We start from the raw sequence: 19,386 nt of genomic DNA on the forward strand, positions 1-19,386 counted from the left end.
AAGAAATAAATTTATGCTTTTCTAAGTTCGCTAAGATATTCAGGTGTTATTTCTAGATAAGATGCAATCATATATTGAGGAACACGTTGTGAAAACTCTGGTAGGTTATTAATAAAGTTGAGGTAACGGTCTTTACTTTTTAGCTGTAGAAAGACTTCGTATCTACGTTGTATAGCAACTAGCATATTTTCTGTGATAATCCTAAAATAACGCTCTAGCTTTGGATGTTTAATGTATAGATCTTCCAAAGTGTTTTTATCAATTTTAAGAGCTATAGTTGGTTCGATAGTTTCTATAGAAGTCAAAGATGGCGTTTCGTTTACAAAACTTTCAACATTAGTAATCCACCAATTTTCAATAGCAAATTGATTAATTTTTTCATTGCCTTTATGATCCAGTTGATAAGAACGAACTAAGCCTTCAATTATAAAAAATTTATGATTACAAACATTACCTTCTTTTGATAAAACCTCTTTCTTATCGAATTCAACTAAAGTAAAATGAGACAAAATATCATCAATTTCTATTTCGGTAAAATCAATGTATTTATTAAAATGATCTTTTATGGAGTAATTAGATTTCAATATGATTTTAAAATTACAATTAAACAATTATACCTTGTATAAAATCATAATAGGGTAGAGCACCTTGAGCATTAGGTTGTAAATTTTTCACTAAATGATAACGACCTTCTAATTTTTGTAAAAGTAAATCTATATCGCCTTTAGTTGCTGGTTTGTTTTTTTCGTTTGTAAAAAGTTTTACAAGTCCTCCAGCAACCATAGATCCAACAGCAGCATTACCAACACCAGCTAACGTCATTTTATCATTTTGTTCTGTAAAAGGTTTTGTATTATTTGTTGCAGGTAAATTATTTTTCTTGCCTTTTCTTAATTGATATGCAGAAGACCTGCAAGAGTTACTACAGTATTTTTGTACACGACGCCGCTTAGGCACAAAGTCTTGTTGGCAATAATTGCATGTATAGTGTTTTGGTTCTAGCATAGTTATTTAACGTAAATTGAACGTTTAATTTACGCTAAAATAAGAATTATATTTATATACCGATTTTTATTCAGTAGGAGAGAACAAGCAATTACTTATAGCCATTGTTAGCTGTAATTTTTTTCTTTTGTTTCAGATATTATTTCATTCATATATTCAGTTGAAAGTTCACAAAATCGCTCGAGAAACTTAATGTTTTTTATTCTAATCATTTGTTCATTTGTTCCAAAATATAAATCAAACTTTTTTATCAGATTAACTTTCTTGTTCACTATTCCATATTTGTGAATTATAGAATTCCGAATGGTTTTAAATTCCGATATTTCATTCCAATTTTTCGAAGTGTTATTAGCGCTTTCTATTTCTCCAATTTTATTTATGTATTTTCTATAACAATCTAAATCTCCTTTCCCTTTTAAATCATTAAGTTTGATTTTTGATTTGGTATTTTTTTCAATTTGTTTTGCTATCGATAGCATAAAAGTCTCAAAGTATGAAAAAGCGGAAATGAAAAGAGAATGCATTAATAGCCATTCAAAATGATATTCATAGTGTGAGAATTTATCGAATTCCTTATCAGACCAGTTTGCTTCTTTTTCTAATTTTTCAAGCAATTCATTTCTATTTTTTAACCTTGTTTTTTCAGAGTCATTGTATATTGAAAGAACAGATAAAATATTACTTGAAAAAATTTTTAAAGTTAAATCCATAGTTTTTTTATTATTGCAGCTAATGGTCTCGACTATGAGTAGTTGCGTGGTTTACTACTTGCAATTACTTGTAGCCATTGTTAGCCATAGTTTTTATTCAATTATTTTTATATTCTTAGCACATTCACCTTGAGGATTAGAACCGATCTCAAAACTCACAAGTTGACCATTCTTTATTTTTTTCCAATCACTTCTATTATTTATATCTGTGAAGTCAAACATATTTGCGTAATATCTTGATTTATCATCTGTTTGAATGAACACAAATGGTTTGCTTGCGTTGTTTTGACTTCTTCTGACAGTACCCATATGTCTGTCAGAATTGGAATTAGTTTCGTCTAACAAAGAACTTAAAGAATAATCATCAAATTTTTCTGAAAATCTATGAATTATTTTATGTTTCATATTTGTTAATCCAATTTTACTATCATTATCAGAAATAAGATTTTTAAAATAATCTTTATCGTCTTGTAAAGATGTTAATGGTAACATTTGAAAACAAGCCAATAAAGTCTCAGAAAAATTTTTAATCATTTTTGGGTCAAGTATTTTCTTTTCAGCACACTCTTGATATACTGTAATTGCTCGTTTGAAGTGTCTTAAAGAGTTGTCAAAATCTTTTTCAATGTTAGCAAAACTTTGCCCCATATGATTGTATAATGAAATAAGTTCGGTATAGGCAATTCTTTCATTTTTTGAATCCAAATGGTTTTCAAGTAATGCTTTTAATTTATTTATTCCTTTGTTGTACTCTCTTTTTGTGTTAAAAATCCTTACAAAAAGAAAAGCAACTGATGGATGCTCTACATTTTGCTCTGCTAATTTTTCTGCATATTCTAATGCTGAATCTGGGTCTTCCATTTGAAAGAGTAAAAATTGTGAGTAGAAATATAGGAGTTTATGATTTTCAGGTTCTATTTCTAAACCTAGCCTGTAATCATCATCAGCACCTAGTAAATCACCAGAAGTAGCTTTTATAAAACCTCCAACACGATAAGATTCAAAATGGCTAGGAACAATATTTCTTGCCTCATTTACCTTTTTTATAGCTTCATCATATTCTTTTTTCCATGATAAGGTTAAAGCATCTTGTAAATATTTAGCTGCAATTTTTTCATTTGAGTTTCTGTAAATTATAGCATTAATTTCAAATGTATTATAAGCATTAACCTTTTTAAGGTGGGCAGTACTTAAAGTTAAATCTCTTAATTTAGAGGATGTTTGCTTAATAAATCTAGCATCTATTGTATGGTTTTTTGTTAAATAGTCTTTTGCAAAATCAGATATGTAATAATTTGTTTCTTCAATATTACCTCCATCTGTTATCTCTGAACTAATTAATGTTGTTTTAAATAGTTCTAAAAGACATTTTCGAACTTCAATTGGTTCAAGTTCTGATAAATAAATGATTTCGGCAGACCTCAAACTTTTTCTTGCAGCACGTAAAGTACTTAGAATTTTTATAGCACCAGCACTTAATTTTCCATACACATTTGTTAAACAAAAGTCTAAAAGGTCATCCTTGTTGTTTAATACTTCGGATGGACTTATTCCTGCTTCAACTGTATTAACAAACCATTTGATTGCTAGAGGATTATGGTAAAGCTTATTTGAAATTTCAATTAAAGTTTCTTGAGGTAATTTTAACAAAGTCTCGCTGTCTCTTATTCTTGCAATTTCTCGTATTAATTTGGTGGATTCAGCATCTGAAAAACCTTTTAATTTACGTCTATATTCTAATTCTCCAAGTCCAATTCTAGAAGTAATTACAATATTGCATTTCATTTGAGCTTCACGTATAAATTCAATAACTTCTTCACTTTGAATTGTCTCAAGGTTGTCTATAATCAACAAAGTGTTAAATAATGAAAAATATTCTATTATTTCTTCGAGTTTGTCACTAGTAGTCTTTTCAATTTCTAAAGTGTCTGAGATTAAATCTACCAGACCAGTGTAATTTGTTATTGCATTATATATATCTTCAATTCCTTTGGGAGTAAGCATTGTTGTTTTCGCAGAAGTCCAAATGATTAAATCAAAAGGGCTTTTATCATTCATATCAACAATATCATATGCTATTTTTAATGCTAAAGCTGTTTTACCTATTCCTCCATCTCCAATAATACTAACTACTTTGTTTGAAAAAATCAGTTTTTTTATATCATCGACATCATTTTTTCTGCCAATGAATCCTGTTTCATCAAAGTCAGGTAATGGTAAGTTATGTATTACCTTTTGTTGGGAATTTTGATATTCAATTGTCGGTAAAGTAAGTGTTAAAACATAAGATGGGTCATTTTCAATTTTATTCTTAGTTTCAAGAGTTATTGTCCAATCAATAGGGTCTTTACTTGATAGCTCTGACACAAAGTTATAGACAGTGGTGAAATCACCTCCAAGTAGAGGTCGTGTATGCATAACCCTATTTCGAATTGGGGTTATTTCTTCTAGACTTTTGAATATATTTTTAAGATATTCACTTCCTTGTTTAGTTAAAAAAGACTTGTTCTTATTTAAGATTACAAAAGTGTCGTGAAAATCTAAATAGTCTATTGAATCTTCAATATTCAATAAAATATCTATTCCTGGATTCTCTTTAGAAAATCTTTCAGAAACTTTGTCAATTAGCTCTTGATTCTGAAAAAAATTCAGATCTGAAAAATATGGTACAATATTCTTGTTAATTGTTGATTTTAAATCAATTTCGATACCATAAATTAAGGCAGCTAATGTTAATCTTACTTCAGTTACTTTTGACATTTATTTTCTTTTTTTTAAAATTATGGCAAAACGTATTAGTAATTATATTTACTAACATCTAATAGTTATAATTAGATATCATGTAATTTAAAAAATAATACGAGTAATAGTTTTTATTTTACGGTAATCCGTAATAGGTTTATTATTAATAGCTACGGTAAATATATAAAAAACAACTTTTAGTTTTAAGATAAAAGCTACAAATTAAATTAAGAATTCAATATAACTAAACACAGTATGAATTTTAATCCAGAGAAAAAAAAACAAAAAAAAGCGAATCAACGACCCGCTTTTTTTCTAATAATTAAAATTACTATTTAATTAGACTCATGTTTTACCTATAAAGATGTTGACGTCAGATTGTTATTTTTTAAGTTTTGCTAATCTTGCTGAAACTGTTACTTGAGCACTTGTAAAAATAAAACCAGAAGATTTAGTGTCAAATTTAGGGTATAGTACTAAATCATATTCTGGATTTTCTTTTAATAAATTATATATCGCAACATCTTCAGCTTTATTTAATTTGCTTCTAAATCCAACTATTGATGTGCTACCATCTGAAAATTTACCAGACTTTCTTGTGTTAGATAAAGGAATTCCGAATAAAAAATTGATTTTAGCAGTTGAAGTTACCTGTTTAGTGTACTCAAAGTCATTTTTGTTAAATTCAATGTAATTAAGTGTGTTTTTAATTGTACTAGTAAGTGAAGAACAACTAAACACTGAAAATGTAATTTATAACGATAAAATTATTTTATTTTTTTTTGATATAAATCAATTTGCCAACACCACCGTTTTTTGATATATCTTGATATACAGGAATTCCTTTATATGATGATTTTTTTACAATTTTTAGTTTTCTTTTAAATAATCTTTGCTCTTGTTTAATTCTTCTATTTATTGCTTTTTTTCTTGACTTAAAAAAATCTTCCAAAATTAAATATTGTTTTAAGTCTAGACAGTCAGATTCATTTTTTGTAAATCCTTTTTGTTTGAGCATTTCAATAATTAAATTCGTACTAACTTGGAGTTTTTTTGAAATAATTCCAATGTTTAATTTTTCATAATCAAACAAATAATTAGATTTTGATTTAGTGTTTTTTTCTAGATCAAGCTCGTATTTCATCACTTGCAGTTTAATTAAAGATAAAGCTGATTTCTTCAGATGTCTTTCAGGATATTTGTATTCAATATAGTCTATGAATGATTTTAGTTCTTCATCATTAAAAGACTTTTTGCTAAAAAAGTTACTTACTTCAGGGAAATTGTCAAGTAGTATCATTCTAATTATTCTTTTTGTTGAATTTTCTCAAACTATTGTTATCAATAATAAAATTCTAACATCTAATACTTATAATTAGACATCACATAATCCCAAAAATAATACAAGCAATAGTTTTTATTTTACGGTAATCCGTAATAGGGTTATTGTTAATAGCTAGGGTAAATATATAAAAAAACAATTTTTAATTATAAGATAAAAGCTACAAATTAAACCAAGTAATCAATATAACTAGATACAATATGAATTATGATCCAAAGAAAAACCAAAACAAAAAAAGCGGATCAATGATCCGCTTTTTTTAAAATATAAAGAATTAAAAAGTTACCATTTAATAAGCCCATCTTTTTTAAATTTTTTCACACCTAAATATTCATAAAAATAAAATCCAGATGTTTTTGTTTCAAAAACACTTCAAATCATAACAAAAAATGACATCAAAAACATTTTTTGTGGTTAACTAAACGTAACCAAGGTTAACCAAAACTTAACCAAAAACTCAATTATATTTAAATTCATAAGATACTGATATTTAGCCGTTTGTGTTTTTGTGGTGTTTTCTAAAATTTTAACCAAACCTAACCAAGGTTAACCAAAAAAAGTGTAGATTTGTGTATAAATTTATTGTATAACAGAGGTGCCAAACCGGCAACAAAAAGTGCATACGTTTTTGCATAAGGTTTTTTTTACGGTACGCAGGGAAGCCTTGTAAATAGGGGTGTTAGAGATTTTTTGTTTAAACTCATAACCTGAGGTTTTTTTAATGATAATTATCTTCAATTTGATTTGTAATATTTAGTTCTAAATTATTAGCTTTCTTTATAAAAAAATCGAATGCTTTAAATTTACCTTATAGATAGCTTTAAATGTTGCTAATAAAAAATTATACTTTTGCAGTATGATTGATAATTTTGAAAACGAATTTTTTGGCATCGGTATCCTTAACGGAAAAACACCAGAAAACCTTGGTGTATTATGGCGATCTGCCCAAAATTTAGGAGCAAGTTTTATTTTTACAATAGGTAATCGTTACGCCAAACAAGCTTGCGACACGCATAATGCTGTAAAATCTATGCCTTATTTTCATTATGAAAATTTTGAAGAGTTTTATAAAAACCTACCTAAGGGCGCAAGACTAGTTGGTGTAGAATTAACTGAAGAAGCAGAATCTTTAGAGACCTTCCATCACCCAAGACGTTGTGTTTATTTGTTAGGAGCAGAAGATCACGGATTATCAAAAGCAGCAATAGAAAAAAGTCATTTTTTAGTTAAATTTAAGTCGCAATTAAGCTTAAATGTATCGGTTGCAGGAAGTATTGTGATGTATGATAGAGGAATAAACAAACCAAGGTCGTAACTTTGCACTTTAAAACAATAATTACATATGAGTCATAAAGCAGGTTTTGTAAATATAATTGGTAATCCTAATGTAGGTAAATCTACATTAATGAATGCTTTTGTAGGAGAAAAACTATCCATTATCACCTCTAAAGCACAAACAACAAGACACCGTATTTTAGGAATTGTAAATGGTGAAAATTTTCAAGTAGTATTAAGTGATACACCAGGAATTATAAAACCAGCTTACGAGCTGCAATCTTCTATGATGGATTTTGTTAAATCTGCTTTTGAAGATGCAGACGTTTTAGTGTACATGGTAGAAATAGGCGAGAAGGAATTAAAAGACGAAGCCTTTTTTAAAAAAATAACCAATTCCAAAATTCCTGTATTATTATTAATCAATAAAATTGATACTTCAAATCAAGACCAATTAGAAGAGCAAGTTAAACTTTGGTCAGAAAAAGTACCAAATGCTTTAATTTATCCAATTTCTGCATTAGAAGGTTTTAATGTAAAAGAAGTTTTTGAGAAAATTATCGAGTTGCTTCCAGAAAGTCCAGCATTTTATCCAAAAGATCAATTAACCGATAAGCCAGAACGTTTTTTTGTAAATGAAAACATTCGTGAAAAAATTCTTCTAAACTATAAAAAAGAAATTCCGTACGCAGTAGAAGTAGATACAGAAGAATTTTTTGAAGAAGAAAACATTATCCGTATGCGATCTGTAATTATGGTAGAACGCGAAACTCAAAAAGGAATAATAATCGGTCATAAAGGTAGCGCCTTAAAAAAAGTAGGTGTAGAAGCAAGAAAGGACTTAGAGAAATTTTTTGGCAAGCAAGTACATTTAGAACTTTATGTAAAAGTGAACAAAAATTGGAGAAGTGACCAAAGACAACTTAAACGTTTTGGGTATAATCAAAAGTAGATTATTCATCTAAAACATCACTCATAAATGTGTAAAGTTGTGTCATTTCATCTTGATTAGCGTTTTTACTAAAACTACCAGCAAAGTACAGTACAAACCATAAAATAATCATCAAAATCATACCCCAAATTTGTAGGTAGTAATCGGTTTTTAAAGCATAATTAGAATATGCCCATATGGCAAATGCAATAAAAAAACCAGCAACTGCAAAATGAAAAAACATAAACATAGTCCAAACCGTTGGATTGGGTCCAAATAGACCATAAAGCAAGCTTTTATGATCATTAGTTTCGTTAATTTCTAAATGTAATTGTGGTGTCCAAAACCGTTGCTTAGCTTTTGGGAATTTTATAAAAACATGATCATCAACTCTAGAGACTACAAACTTTTTTTGAGATGTTTTTTTAGCTTCAAAAGCATTTAAAACAGAAATATTGTTTTTATTTAATTCAATTTTAAAGCGTGGTCTTAAAATGACTTCGTTTAAATTTTCATTCATAATTAATTCATAATAAACTAAAATACTGTTTTTTATTGAATAGTAAATAGTTTAAACACTACCTTTGCACTCGCTTGCAGGATATGTAATGCAGATTAAAACATAAAGATATGAGTAATATTGTTGCTATAGTAGGAAGACCAAACGTAGGAAAATCTACTTTTTTTAATAGATTAATTCAACGTCGCGAAGCGATTGTAGACGCAGTAAGTGGTGTAACTAGAGATAGACATTACGGAAAAACAGACTGGAATGGTCGTGAGTTTTCATTAATAGATACAGGCGGGTATGTAGTTGGTAGCGATGATATTTTTGAAGCTGAAATCGATAAGCAAGTTGAATTAGCTATTGATGAAGCAGATGCAATTATCTTTATGGTAGATGTAGAATCTGGTGTAACAGGAATGGATGAAGATGTTGCACAACTACTTCGAAAGGTTAAAAAACCAGTGTTTTTAGTTGTTAATAAAGTTGATAACGGAAAACGAGCCGAAGATGCTGTAGAGTTTTATAGCTTAGGACTTGGTGATTATTATACAATTGCCAGTATAAATGGTAGTGGTACAGGTGATTTATTAGATGCTTTAGTTGAAGCGTTACCAGAACCTAAAGAAGACGAAAGAGAAGAAATCTTACCAAGATTTGCAGTTGTTGGTCGTCCAAACGCAGGAAAATCTTCTTTTATAAATGCTTTAATCGGTGAAGATAGATATATCGTTACCAATATTGCAGGAACAACAAGAGATGCAATTGATACAAAATATAATCGTTTTGGTTTTGAATTTAACCTAGTTGATACTGCAGGAATACGTAAAAAATCTAAAGTAAAAGAAGATTTAGAGTTTTACTCTGTAATGCGAAGTGTAAGAGCTATAGAACATTCAGACGTGTGTTTATTAGTGGTAGATGCAAATAGAGGATTTGACGGGCAAGTTCAAAATATTTTTTGGTTAGCAGAGCGAAATAGAAAAGGTATTGTAATCCTTGTCAATAAATGGGATTTAGTAGAAAAAGACCATAAGTCAACCGTTCAATTTGAAAAATATATAAAAGAACAAATTGCACCTTTTACAGATGTGCCAATTGTATTTATTTCTGCATTAACAAAGCAACGTATCTATAAAGCTATAGAAACTGCTGTTGAGGTTTATAATAACCGTACAAAACGTATTAAAACTAGCGAGCTTAACGAAACGTTACTTCCAATTATAGAAAGTTATCCGCCGCCAGCTTACAAAGGTAAATTTGTAAAGATTAAATACATTATGCAATTGCCAACACCACAGCCACAATTTGCATTTTTCTGTAATTTACCACAATATGTACGTGATCCTTACAAAAGATACTTAGAAAATAAACTAAGAGAAATTTATGATTTTAAAGGTGTACCAGTAAGTGTATACATGCGTAAAAAATAATTTATTAAAATTTTAAGTTTATTTTAAGAGCTTAAATACTACAACAAGTATATTTTCGTTTTTTTTAGAGTTAGCATTCCTAACTAGACATGCTATTATCAATCAAAAACAACCAAATGCGTAAATTACTTTTTGTAGTAACTATTTTATGTAGTTTACTTTCGTTTAGTCAATCTAAAGACTTTAAAATTTCAGGAAAAATTGTAGCCGAAGAAGATAATACACCTTTAGAAGCAGCAACTGTTTATTTAGAAAGAGAAAAGGATAGTAGTCTTGTTTCTTATACTATTTCAGATAAAGAAGGTAGTTTTCAATTAGAAGATAAAACATCAGATCAGAATCTAAACCTTCTAGTTTCTTATGTTGGTTATCAATCTTACAAACAAAAGATAGCTATAAACAAAAATAATATAGAGTTAGGTGAAATTAAACTTAAAGTTAGCAGTAACGCTTTAGATGAAGTCTTAATTAAAACATCAGCTCCAGTAACCATAAAAAAAGATACTTTAGAGTTTAATGTAAAGTCTTTTAAAACAAAAAAAGACGCAACAGTAGAAGATTTACTTAAGCAATTACCAGGTGTAGAAGTAGATGAAGAAGGCACAATTACCGTAAATGGAAAAGAAGTAAATCAAATCCTAGTAAACGGTAAGCCGTTTTTTGGTAATGATCCGTCAATTACAACAAAAAACTTAACTAAAGAAATTATTGAGAAAATTCAAGTTGTAGATACAAAAACTAAAAGTGAAGCTTTTACAGGAGAAGAAGGTGATGCCGAAAACAAAACCATAAACCTTACTATAAAAGAAGAAAACAATAAAGGTGTCTTTGGTCGCGTTGCAGCAGGAGCAGGAACAGACAAACGCTACGAATTTGCAGGTATGTTTAATCATTTTAATAACGACCAAAGGTTTAGTGCGTTAGTAGGTGGTAATAACATTAACTCTCCAGGATTTAGTTTTGGAGAAATTGAAAAAATGTTTGGAGGTGGCGGTAGCACATCATGGAACAGTAATGGCTCTTTTAGTATTAACGGAAGACAATTTGGAGGCGGACAAGGTATAACGACCTCAAAATTAGCAGGAGCAAATTTTGCAGATAATTACGGTAAAGCATTAGAAGCATCTGCAGATTATTTTTATTCAGGAAGTAGCTCGGAAAATGAATCTAACTCTCAAAGAGAAACAATTCTGTCAGACTCTAGGTTTTTTACAAACTCTAGATCAAGGTCTGTAAGCGAATCTAATTCGCATACGGCAAATGCAGATTTTGAAATTGAAATAGACACCACCTTTATGATTAACGTTAGACCTCGTTTTTCTTTCACCAAAACAAACACAGATTACGTAAGTAACGACGAAACTTTAGACGAAGAACAAGTACTGACAAACCAATCATCATTAAACTCCTTTGTAGAAAATCAAGCAAACAATTTTACAAACGAAATTAGTGCAACCAAAAAGTTTGGAAACAAAGGTGCGTTTTTAAGATTAAATTTAGATAATAGTATAAACAATAACGAAAGTGATGACTACATAAACTCAGTTGCTGAAGTTTTTGGAACAAACCCAGAAACTATTGTTAGAGATCAATTTACAGATGGCGATAATAACAGCACAAATTTAAGAGCAGACTTAGAGTATAGATTACCAATAAAAGCAAAAGAAATCTTTGTAAAGTTTGGTTATCAATATCAAAATAATAAGGATGAAAATAAGCAGAGTACATTCGATTTTAATAACACCACAAATGCTTATGACGATTTTAATCTAGCATTAAGTACAGACTTTGAGTATACAGATACAAGAAACTCACCAGGTATAGAGTTAAGTATTAGAAAAGAAAAATGGTTTGCAAGATTTGGTGCAGATTATGTAGCAAGAACGTTAAAAAATAACGATGGATTAAGACCACAGTTTAATGTAGAAAGAGACTTTAAAGCTGTAGAGCTTAACTCTAGCTTTAGATATAGCTTTAGTAAAAACTCTACAGTATATGTTAGTTATAACTTAAGTAATAGACCGCCAGCACTAAGACAACTTCAAGCTTTTGAAGATGTTTCTAACCCTTTAAATACAGTAATAGGTAACCCAAACTTAAGTCCTACAAACTCTCATAGTGTTTACGCTAACTTTAACTCGTTTAATTGGCAAGAAAAAACAGGTTTCTTTTTCTATTCTAATTTTACAATAACTAATGATGCTATAGTGTCAAGAACAACCATAGATCCAGAAACTTTGACAAGAATAACAACTTACGATAATGTAAATGGTAACAAAAATGGATATTTTGGTGGTAGTTTCAGAAAAAAATTCAAAATAGATTCTTTAAGAAGTTTTAGAGCTAGAGTAGGTATGTGGGGAAATTTTTCTGAAAACATAAACTATAATAACGATGTACAATATTCTAGTAAAAGATTGGGCTTTAATCCAAACGTAGGGTTTGATTACATCCACAATAATGTGTTTGAATTTAGACCTCGTTACCGTATATCGTTAACAAATAATAAATACGATATTGATACATTTGAAGACAGAAATTTCACATCTCATAATTTAGATTTAAATACTGCATTTTTCTTACCTAAAGGTTTTGAATGGCGAAACGATATAGCATATAATTACAATCCAAATGTTGCCGAAGGATTTCAAAAAGATGCTTGGTTCTGGAATGCAAGTGTGTCTTATTCTGTTTTAAAAGATAAAGGATTACTAACCTTAAAAGTTTATGATTTATTAAACCAAAACACCAACGCAAGACGTACCGCAACTTTAGATTATATAGAAGACACGCAAAGTACCGTTTTAAGGCAATATTTTATGCTTAACTTTAGTTGGAAGTTTAATAGCCTAGGTCCAAAAGGAGAAAGTGGAGATAGCAGTATGTATTTTATAGATTAATACCATTTAGTCTTAACCGAATCTAACACTTGTCTTACACCATTATAATACAGTTTATTTTTAAAATTCGGTATTAGTGTAGATTCAATTAAATGATAACAAACACTATCTGTTAAAACCAATTCTGTACCATAACCCGTAGCAAAAGCAACTTGTCTGTCACTTTTAGCAATTAAAAGTAATAGACCATTGTTTTTATCTGCTTTTCCTATACCTAAGTTTTGAGCAATATTTGTTGCATGTCTAAGTGCTTTTGTGTTTGCAGGTAAAGAATCTATGGTCATTACACAAATTTCATTAGTAGTTAATTTTTCATAATTTAAAATGAAATTAGTAAGCGAATCCTCTTCAACTATAGAAAATACATTAGCATAATCTTGGACAACTGCTTGATTATGTTTTAAGGTTTGCTGAGGTTTTGTTTTACAAGAAATACAAAAAACGAAGGCTAATATAAAAGTGAAATATTTCATCTAAAGAATTTATATTGAAATTTAGAACTAGTTGAAATTGAATTTGTTGTCTGCTAATGAAACTAAAAATACGATCGCGACTGTAAACCTTACTACCAACCACCAGAAGCGCCACCGCCGCCAAAACCGCCGCCACCAAAACCGCCACCAAAACCGCCGCCAAAGCCACCAGAACCAAATCCACCACCAGAAGATCCTCCAAATCCACCACCAAATCCACCAGAGCTACGTCTGTAGCCACCACGACCAGAATTGCTTAAAATAATGGCTTCTAAGATGTCGCGTGTGCTATTTCCGCCACCACCAAAATGATCGCCATCACCACCATTACGTTTGTGTTTTGATATTGAAATAAGAATAATTATAAAGATGATAATCAAAAAGAAAATGACACCAACAGGAAAACCACCACCAGAACTTTTTCTTGTGCCTTGATATTCACCTTTTAAGACTTCAAAAATAGCATCTGCACCACGATTTAAACCGCCATAATAATCATTACGTTTAAAATAAGGGATTATGTCTCGCTCTATAATTCTGCGTGACATTGCATCGGTTAATAAGTGCTCTACGCCGTAACCCGTTGCAATCATTATTTTACGGTCATCTCTGGCTAATAAAATAAATATACCATTATCTTCTTTAGCTTGACCAATTCCCCATTTATGCGCCCATTCTGTCGCTAAATAATTAATATACTCACCTTTTGTAGATGCAATTATTGCAACAACAATTTGTGTAGAAGTACTATCAGAGTATTTAACTAGTTTGTTTTCTAGTGTGTTTTTTTCTGATGCAGATAATAAGTTTACGTAATCGTAAACACTAGTTTGAAAATCTGGTTTTTTAGGGATTTCAAACTGAGCAAATCCAAAACTAAACGATAATAGTGCTAAAATAAATACACTGTTTTTTATAAACTGTTTACTTATTTTCATCCTTTAGAAATCGTATTGGTTAACTCATTTGTGTCATCATCTTCTATAGGAAAATGTGCTTTTAATGCTTCGCCAGCGTGTATAATGCCATCAACAAGACCTTGTTTAAAGTTACCGTTTCTAAAATGCTTTTGAATGATATCTTTTGTCTCGTCCCAGAAGTTATCAGGCACTACTTTGTTAATACCTTGATCACCGTAAATGCTAAATTTATGATCGTCTACAGCAACATAAATTAAGACACCATTTCGGTTTTTGGTGTTGTGCATTTTTAAAACAGAAAACACTTCTAAAGCACGTTCTTCAAGATGTGCATTACAAGTGTTTTCTATATGAACTCGTATTTCTCCAGACGTGTTTTTTTCTGCTAACTTAATAGCATCAACAATGTCTTGTTCTTCACTAGCGGTTAAAAAAGATTCTACGTCTAAAGACATCGCGTTTTATTAAAAATCAAATTCTACATCAGGAGCTTTTTCGCTTCCTTCTTCTGCTTCAAAATAAGCTTTTTTCTCAAAACCAAAAATACCAGCAAGTAGATTGTTAGGGAAAGTTCTTATATGTTTATTATAAGGTTTTACCGTTTCATTAAACCTATCTCTTGCTACATTAATTCTATTTTCGGTACCTTCTAATTGACTTTGTAGTTCTAAAAAATTTTGATTAGCCTTTAAGTCTGGATAACGTTCTACAGTTACTAATAATCTAGATAAAGCACTGCTTAAACCGCTTTGTGCTTGATTGAATTGTTGTAACTGTTCTGGAGTAATATTTGTTGGGTCTATATTTATAGATGTTGCTTTTGCTCTGGCATTAATTACAGACTCTAATGTACTTTTTTCAAAATCTGCTGCACCTTGTACTGTTTTTACAAGGTTGCCAATTAGGTCACTACGTCTTTGGTAAGAGCTTTCTACCTTAGCCCATGCTTCTTCTACATTTTCTTCTAATCCTATTGTCGAGTTGTATACTCTTACTCCAAAAATAACTGCTAGTGCAATTAAGATAATTGGTACAAGCCATTTTTTCATGATGTGTTGGTTTTAAAGTTGTTCTTTTAGTTTTATAAGTTGGTTTTTTACACTTTCTAATTTAGCGATTATTTCAAAATTATCGAGTGTTTTTTTCTTTTCTTCTTTTAAATGAATTTTTGCTCCTTCCAAAGTAAACCCGCGTTCTTTTACCAAATGATAAATAAGCTGAAGGTTTTTTACGTCTTCTGGTGTAAATTTACGATTGCCTTTAGCGTTTTTTTTGGGTTTTAAAACTTCAAATTCTTTTTCCCAAAAACGTATTAAAGACGTGTTTACATCAAAAGCTTTGGCGACTTCACCAATAGAATAATATCTTTTTTCAGGTAAATCAATTATCATTAGTCTAAAGATTGGTTTTCTAAAGATGCACGTTCTAATAATTTGCTAAACTCTTCAGGAGTTAAACTACCGTAGTAGAAGTTTATTGGGTTAATACGTTGGTCATCTTTAAAGATTTCGTAATGTAAATGAGGTGCTTCACTACGACCAGTACTACCTACAAAACCAATTAAATCTCCGCGTTTTACTTTTTGGTTTTTTTGCACATTATACTTGTAAAGATGTGCGTATAAGCTAACATAACCATAACCATGGTCTATTCTAATATGTTTTCCGTAACCAGAACTATTGCTGTCTGCTCTTACCACAACACCATCTCCAGAAGCATAAACAGGTGTGCCTCTTGGCGCGGTAAAATCCATTCCCCAATGCATTTTACGTTGTTTAGTAAATGGGTCAGAACGCATACCGTAACCAGAAGCCATTCTGGTTAAATCTTTATTGTTAACTGGTTGTATTGCCGGTATAGATGTTAATAGTTTTTCTTTTTCTTCAGCTAAAACAGCAATTTCATCTAAAGATTTAGATTGCACTACAATACGTTTTAAAAGTTTATCAATACGCTTGTTGCTATTTATAATTAATTCAGAATTATCAAAACCTTCAAGTTTTTTGTAACGGTTTACACCACCAAAACCAGCTTTGCGTTGTTCTTCTGGTATTGGATTGGCCTCAAAATATAATCTGTAAATGGTATTGTCTCGCTCTTCGATGTTGGCTAAAACAGTTTCGGCTTGACTCATTTTTTTATTCAACAATTCGTATTGAAATTCTAAGTTCGCCAACTCGCGTTTTAATGCTTTTTCTTTAGGCGATTCTATGTAATGACCGGCTATAAAAACAAGTAAAAAGCTAAATAAAACACTAGCTAAAAGAAACAATAAGATGAACTTAAATGTACGTCTTTTTTTACGCTCTATTTTTTTATATGAAAGCGTTTCAGAATCATAATAATATTTTACCTTACTCATTCCTTAATTTATACTATTTTTGCTGTTAAAAATATGATTTAAGTTGGGCTTTAATCAAAACAGTAACGAGCAAACTTACAAAAATATTTCAGTTTAAATTTAAGTAAATAAAACTAAAGTCTTTTATTTTGGTGTAAAACGCTTTAAAAAAGGCAAGTATTAAAATATAAATATGAATTCTCAAGACATTCGTTCTACTTTTTTAGATTTTTTTAAAAACAAAAAGCATAGCATTGTGCCTTCTGCATCAATGGTTTTAAAAGATGATCCAACCTTAATGTTTGTTAACTCGGGTATGGCACCTTTTAAAGAATATTTTTTAGGTAATGCACAGCCAAAAAATAATCGTATTGCAGATTCTCAAAAATGTTTAAGAGTATCTGGTAAACATAACGATTTAGAAGAGGTTGGTTACGATACCTATCATCATACGTTGTTTGAGATGTTAGGTAACTGGTCGTTTGGCGATTACTTTAAAAAAGAAGCAATTGCTTGGGCTTGGGAATTATTAACCGAAGTTTATAAAATAGATAAAGACATACTTTACGTCACTGTTTTTGAAGGTAGTGATGATGCAGATAACTTAGGTATGGATACAGAAGCTTATGATATTTGGAAAGAATATATAAGCGAAGACCGAATTTTAAAAGGAAATAAAAAAGATAACTTTTGGGAAATGGGCGATCAAGGACCTTGCGGACCTTGTAGCGAAATTCATGTAGATATTCGTTCTGCTGAAGAAAAAGCAAAAGTAGACGGTAAGTCTTTAGTTAACGAGGATCATCCACAAGTGGTAGAAATCTGGAATCTTGTCTTTATGCAATACAATCGTAAAGCAGATGGAAGCCTAGAAGAATTACCAAACAAACATATCGATACAGGTATGGGATTTGAGCGTTTATGTATGGTGTTGCAAAACAAAACTTCAAATTATGATACCGATGTATTTACGCCATTAATTAGAGAAATTGAAACCATAACGCATAAAGATTATGGTAAAGAAGATAAAATAGATGTTGCTATTCGTGTTATTTCAGATCACGTGCGCGCAGTAGCTTTTTCTATTGCAGATGGGCAATTACCAAGTAATAATGGTGCAGGTTATGTTATAAGACGCATTTTACGTCGTGCAGTACGTTATGGCTTTACTTTTTTAGATAAAAACGAACCTTTTATTTACCGTTTAGTTAATGTTTTAGTTGAAAAAATGGGACAAGCATTCCCAGAACTAAAAGCTCAAAAACAACTAATAGAAAACGTAATTAAAGAAGAAGAAACCTCTTTTTTACGTACGTTAGAGCAAGGTTTAACAATTCTAGATCGTATTGTTGAAACTGCTAAAGGAAAAGAAATTTCAGGTTCTAAAGTATTTGAGCTTAAAGATACTTACGGTTTTCCTGAAGATTTAACCGATTTAATTTTACGTGAAAAAGGATTTACGTACAATAAAGAAGACTATAAAAAACGTCTTGAAGAACAACAATCTAGAGGAAGAAAAGCATCAGAATTAAAATCTGACGATTGGACCATTTTAATTGAAGATGAAGAACAAGAGTTTGTTGGTTATGATACTCTAGAAACTAACGTAAAAATCACTAAATATCGCAAAGTTACCTCAAATAAAGATGGAGAGATGTACCAATTGGTATTTAACTTAACACCATTTTATGCAGAAGGTGGTGGACAAGTTGGTGATAAAGGCTATTTAGAAGACGCTCATGGCGATGTGGTTTACATTTTAGACACAAAAAAGGAGAATAATGTAGCTATACATTTAACTAAAAATTTACCAGCTAATATTACAGAGAAGTTTAAAGCAACTGTAGATGCTAAACAACGTTATAGAACCGAGTGTAATCATACAGCAACACACTTATTACATCAAGCACTTCGCGAAATTTTAGGTGATCATGTAGAACAAAAAGGAAGTGCAGTGCATAGTAAATACTTACGTTTTGACTTTTCTCATTTTTCTAAAATGACTGTTGAAGAATTACGTGACGTAGAAAACTTTGTAAACGCAAGAATAGAAAGTAAATTACCATTACAAGAACAACGCAACGTACCAATGGAAAAAGCTATAGAAGAAGGTGCTATGGCGTTATTTGGTGAAAAATATGGTGATGCAGTACGTACTATAAGATTTGGACAGTCTATAGAATTATGTGGTGGAACACATGTAAATAATACAGCAGATATTTGGCATTTTAAAATCGTGTCAGAAAGTGCTGTTGCAGCAGGAATAAGACGTATAGAAGCTATAACAAACGATGCTGTAAAAAGCTATTTTCATGATAATAATCGTGCTTTTTTTGAAATGAAAGATTTGCTTAATAATGCTAAAGAACCAGTTAAAGCACTTCAAAATTTACAAGAAGAAAATACAGCCTTAAAAAAACAAATTGAGCAGTTATTAAAAGATAAAGCTCAAAATATAAAAGGACAGTTAAAATCTGAAATTAAAGAAATTAATGGCATTAATTTCTTAGCTAAAAAATTAGATTTAGATGCATCCGGAATTAAAGATTTATGTTTTGAATTAGGTAGTCAATTTGATAACCTGTTTTTATTATTTGGAGCAGAAAATAACGGTAAAGCAATCTTATCTTGTTATATCTCTAAAAACTTAGTAGAAAGTAAAGGTTTAAACGCAGGAACCATTGTTAGAGAGTTAGGTAAGCACATCCAAGGTGGCGGTGGCGGACAACCATTTTTTGCTACCGCAGGTGGTAAAAACCCTGATGGTATTAATGCTGCTTTATCTGCTGTAGAAGCTTATTTGGCATAA

General features: G+C 30.3%; 18 protein-coding genes. 5 read left to right on the forward strand and 13 right to left on the reverse strand.

Annotation, left to right across the window (positions count from 1 at the left end):
* Positions 1–11: 11 nt before the first annotated feature.
* The 6 genes from INR78_RS07980 to INR78_RS08005 all read right to left on the reverse strand — a co-directional run bounded on the left by INR78_RS07980 (position 12) and on the right by INR78_RS08005 (position 5,757).
* A complete protein-coding gene (locus INR78_RS07980) occupies positions 12–584 on the reverse strand; it encodes a Crp/Fnr family transcriptional regulator (protein ID WP_223076106.1) in 573 nt (190 codons plus the stop codon).
* Between the two features lie 19 nt (positions 585–603).
* On the reverse strand, positions 604–1,005 hold the full coding sequence (locus INR78_RS07985) for a hypothetical protein (protein ID WP_223076107.1): 402 nt from the start codon (positions 1,003–1,005) through the stop codon (positions 604–606).
* Positions 1,006–1,112: 107 nt separating this feature from the next.
* A complete protein-coding gene (locus tag INR78_RS07990; protein ID WP_223076108.1) occupies positions 1,113–1,715 on the reverse strand; it encodes a hypothetical protein in 603 nt (200 codons plus the stop codon).
* A gap of 93 nt (positions 1,716–1,808) precedes the next feature.
* Positions 1,809–4,475 (reverse strand): M48 family metallopeptidase, encoded by a 2,667-nt coding sequence (locus INR78_RS07995; protein WP_223076109.1) that lies wholly within the window; start codon positions 4,473–4,475, stop codon positions 1,809–1,811.
* 363 nt (positions 4,476–4,838) lie between these two features.
* Positions 4,839–5,198 carry a hypothetical protein gene (locus INR78_RS08000; RefSeq protein WP_223076110.1) on the reverse strand — a complete coding sequence of 120 codons (360 nt, stop codon included), beginning with the start codon at positions 5,196–5,198 and terminating at the stop codon, positions 4,839–4,841.
* Between the two features lie 31 nt (positions 5,199–5,229).
* Positions 5,230–5,757 (reverse strand): hypothetical protein, encoded by a 528-nt coding sequence (locus INR78_RS08005; protein ID WP_223076111.1) that lies wholly within the window; start codon positions 5,755–5,757, stop codon positions 5,230–5,232.
* 898 nt (positions 5,758–6,655) lie between these two features.
* On the opposite strand from INR78_RS08005, the gene INR78_RS08010 reads away from it, so the two are divergent.
* Both INR78_RS08010 and era read left to right on the forward strand, forming a co-directional pair.
* The gene (locus tag INR78_RS08010; RefSeq protein ID WP_223076112.1) at positions 6,656–7,114 is read left to right on the forward strand and encodes an RNA methyltransferase; all 459 of its coding nucleotides are present in this window, start codon (positions 6,656–6,658) and stop codon (positions 7,112–7,114) included.
* Between the two features lie 27 nt (positions 7,115–7,141).
* The gene (gene era / locus INR78_RS08015; protein WP_223076113.1) at positions 7,142–8,026 is read left to right on the forward strand and encodes a GTPase Era; all 885 of its coding nucleotides are present in this window, start codon (positions 7,142–7,144) and stop codon (positions 8,024–8,026) included.
* A 1-nt stretch (position 8,027) separates the two neighbouring features.
* Here era and INR78_RS08020 read toward each other — a convergent pair whose 3' ends face one another.
* Positions 8,028–8,525 (reverse strand): GTP-binding protein, encoded by a 498-nt coding sequence (locus INR78_RS08020; protein ID WP_223076114.1) that lies wholly within the window; start codon positions 8,523–8,525, stop codon positions 8,028–8,030.
* 110 nt (positions 8,526–8,635) lie between these two features.
* Between INR78_RS08020 and der the strand changes: the two genes are divergently transcribed.
* Both der and INR78_RS08030 read left to right on the forward strand, forming a co-directional pair.
* A complete protein-coding gene (der, locus tag INR78_RS08025) occupies positions 8,636–9,943 on the forward strand; it encodes a ribosome biogenesis GTPase Der (RefSeq protein WP_223076115.1) in 1,308 nt (435 codons plus the stop codon).
* Positions 9,944–10,059: 116 nt separating this feature from the next.
* On the forward strand, positions 10,060–12,843 hold the full coding sequence (locus INR78_RS08030; protein WP_223076116.1) for an outer membrane beta-barrel protein: 2,784 nt from the start codon (positions 10,060–10,062) through the stop codon (positions 12,841–12,843).
* Here INR78_RS08030 and INR78_RS08035 read toward each other — a convergent pair.
* The 6 genes from INR78_RS08035 to INR78_RS08060 all read right to left on the reverse strand — a co-directional run bounded on the left by INR78_RS08035 (position 12,840) and on the right by INR78_RS08060 (position 16,598).
* Complete coding sequence (locus INR78_RS08035) at positions 12,840–13,316, reverse strand: YgcG family protein (RefSeq protein ID WP_223076117.1); 477 nt, start codon at positions 13,314–13,316, stop codon at positions 12,840–12,842. The two genes, INR78_RS08030 and INR78_RS08035, sit on opposite strands and share 4 nt — an antisense overlap.
* A gap of 92 nt (positions 13,317–13,408) precedes the next feature.
* Positions 13,409–14,254 carry a YgcG family protein gene (locus tag INR78_RS08040; RefSeq protein WP_223076118.1) on the reverse strand — a complete coding sequence of 282 codons (846 nt, stop codon included), beginning with the start codon at positions 14,252–14,254 and terminating at the stop codon, positions 13,409–13,411.
* Positions 14,251–14,691 carry a TPM domain-containing protein gene (locus INR78_RS08045; protein ID WP_027880297.1) on the reverse strand — a complete coding sequence of 147 codons (441 nt, stop codon included), beginning with the start codon at positions 14,689–14,691 and terminating at the stop codon, positions 14,251–14,253. Before INR78_RS08045 ends, INR78_RS08040 begins: the two co-directional genes overlap by 4 nt.
* A gap of 9 nt (positions 14,692–14,700) precedes the next feature.
* Complete coding sequence (locus tag INR78_RS08050) at positions 14,701–15,285, reverse strand: LemA family protein (protein WP_223076119.1); 585 nt, start codon at positions 15,283–15,285, stop codon at positions 14,701–14,703.
* A 12-nt stretch (positions 15,286–15,297) separates the two neighbouring features.
* Positions 15,298–15,627: a MerR family transcriptional regulator gene (locus INR78_RS08055; RefSeq protein ID WP_027880295.1), complete on the reverse strand. Its 330-nt coding sequence runs from the start codon at positions 15,625–15,627 to the stop codon at positions 15,298–15,300.
* A complete protein-coding gene (locus tag INR78_RS08060) occupies positions 15,627–16,598 on the reverse strand; it encodes a M23 family metallopeptidase (protein ID WP_027880294.1) in 972 nt (323 codons plus the stop codon). Before INR78_RS08060 ends, INR78_RS08055 begins: the two co-directional genes overlap by 1 nt.
* Positions 16,599–16,770: 172 nt before the next feature.
* Here INR78_RS08060 and alaS point away from each other — a divergent pair, with 172 nt between their 5' ends.
* Complete coding sequence (gene alaS, locus INR78_RS08065) at positions 16,771–19,386, forward strand: alanine--tRNA ligase (protein WP_223076120.1); 2,616 nt, start codon at positions 16,771–16,773, stop codon at positions 19,384–19,386.

The sequence above is a fragment of the Mesoflavibacter sp. SCSIO 43206 genome, from assembly GCF_019904215.1.
Classification (GTDB): domain Bacteria; phylum Bacteroidota; class Bacteroidia; order Flavobacteriales; family Flavobacteriaceae; genus Mesoflavibacter; species Mesoflavibacter zeaxanthinifaciens.

Coding starts and splice junctions, on each gene's coding strand:
- INR78_RS07985 (WP_223076107.1), bottom strand. CDS start 1,005: ATGCTAGAACCAAAACACTATACATGCAATTATTGCCAACAAGACTTT.
- INR78_RS07990 (WP_223076108.1), bottom strand. CDS start 1,715: ATGGATTTAACTTTAAAAATTTTTTCAAGTAATATTTTATCTGTTCTT.
- INR78_RS07995 (WP_223076109.1), bottom strand. CDS start 4,475: ATGTCAAAAGTAACTGAAGTAAGATTAACATTAGCTGCCTTAATTTAT.
- INR78_RS08005 (WP_223076111.1), bottom strand. CDS start 5,757: ATGATACTACTTGACAATTTCCCTGAAGTAAGTAACTTTTTTAGCAAA.
- INR78_RS08010 (WP_223076112.1), top strand. CDS start 6,656: ATGATTGATAATTTTGAAAACGAATTTTTTGGCATCGGTATCCTTAAC.
- era (WP_223076113.1), top strand. CDS start 7,142: ATGAGTCATAAAGCAGGTTTTGTAAATATAATTGGTAATCCTAATGTA.
- INR78_RS08020 (WP_223076114.1), bottom strand. CDS start 8,525: ATGAATGAAAATTTAAACGAAGTCATTTTAAGACCACGCTTTAAAATT.
- der (WP_223076115.1), top strand. CDS start 8,636: ATGAGTAATATTGTTGCTATAGTAGGAAGACCAAACGTAGGAAAATCT.
- INR78_RS08030 (WP_223076116.1), top strand. CDS start 10,060: ATGCGTAAATTACTTTTTGTAGTAACTATTTTATGTAGTTTACTTTCG.
- INR78_RS08035 (WP_223076117.1), bottom strand. CDS start 13,316: ATGAAATATTTCACTTTTATATTAGCCTTCGTTTTTTGTATTTCTTGT.
- INR78_RS08040 (WP_223076118.1), bottom strand. CDS start 14,254: ATGAAAATAAGTAAACAGTTTATAAAAAACAGTGTATTTATTTTAGCA.
- INR78_RS08045 (WP_027880297.1), bottom strand. CDS start 14,691: ATGTCTTTAGACGTAGAATCTTTTTTAACCGCTAGTGAAGAACAAGAC.
- INR78_RS08050 (WP_223076119.1), bottom strand. CDS start 15,285: ATGAAAAAATGGCTTGTACCAATTATCTTAATTGCACTAGCAGTTATT.
- INR78_RS08055 (WP_027880295.1), bottom strand. CDS start 15,627: ATGATAATTGATTTACCTGAAAAAAGATATTATTCTATTGGTGAAGTC.
- INR78_RS08060 (WP_027880294.1), bottom strand. CDS start 16,598: ATGAGTAAGGTAAAATATTATTATGATTCTGAAACGCTTTCATATAAA.
- alaS (WP_223076120.1), top strand. CDS start 16,771: ATGAATTCTCAAGACATTCGTTCTACTTTTTTAGATTTTTTTAAAAAC.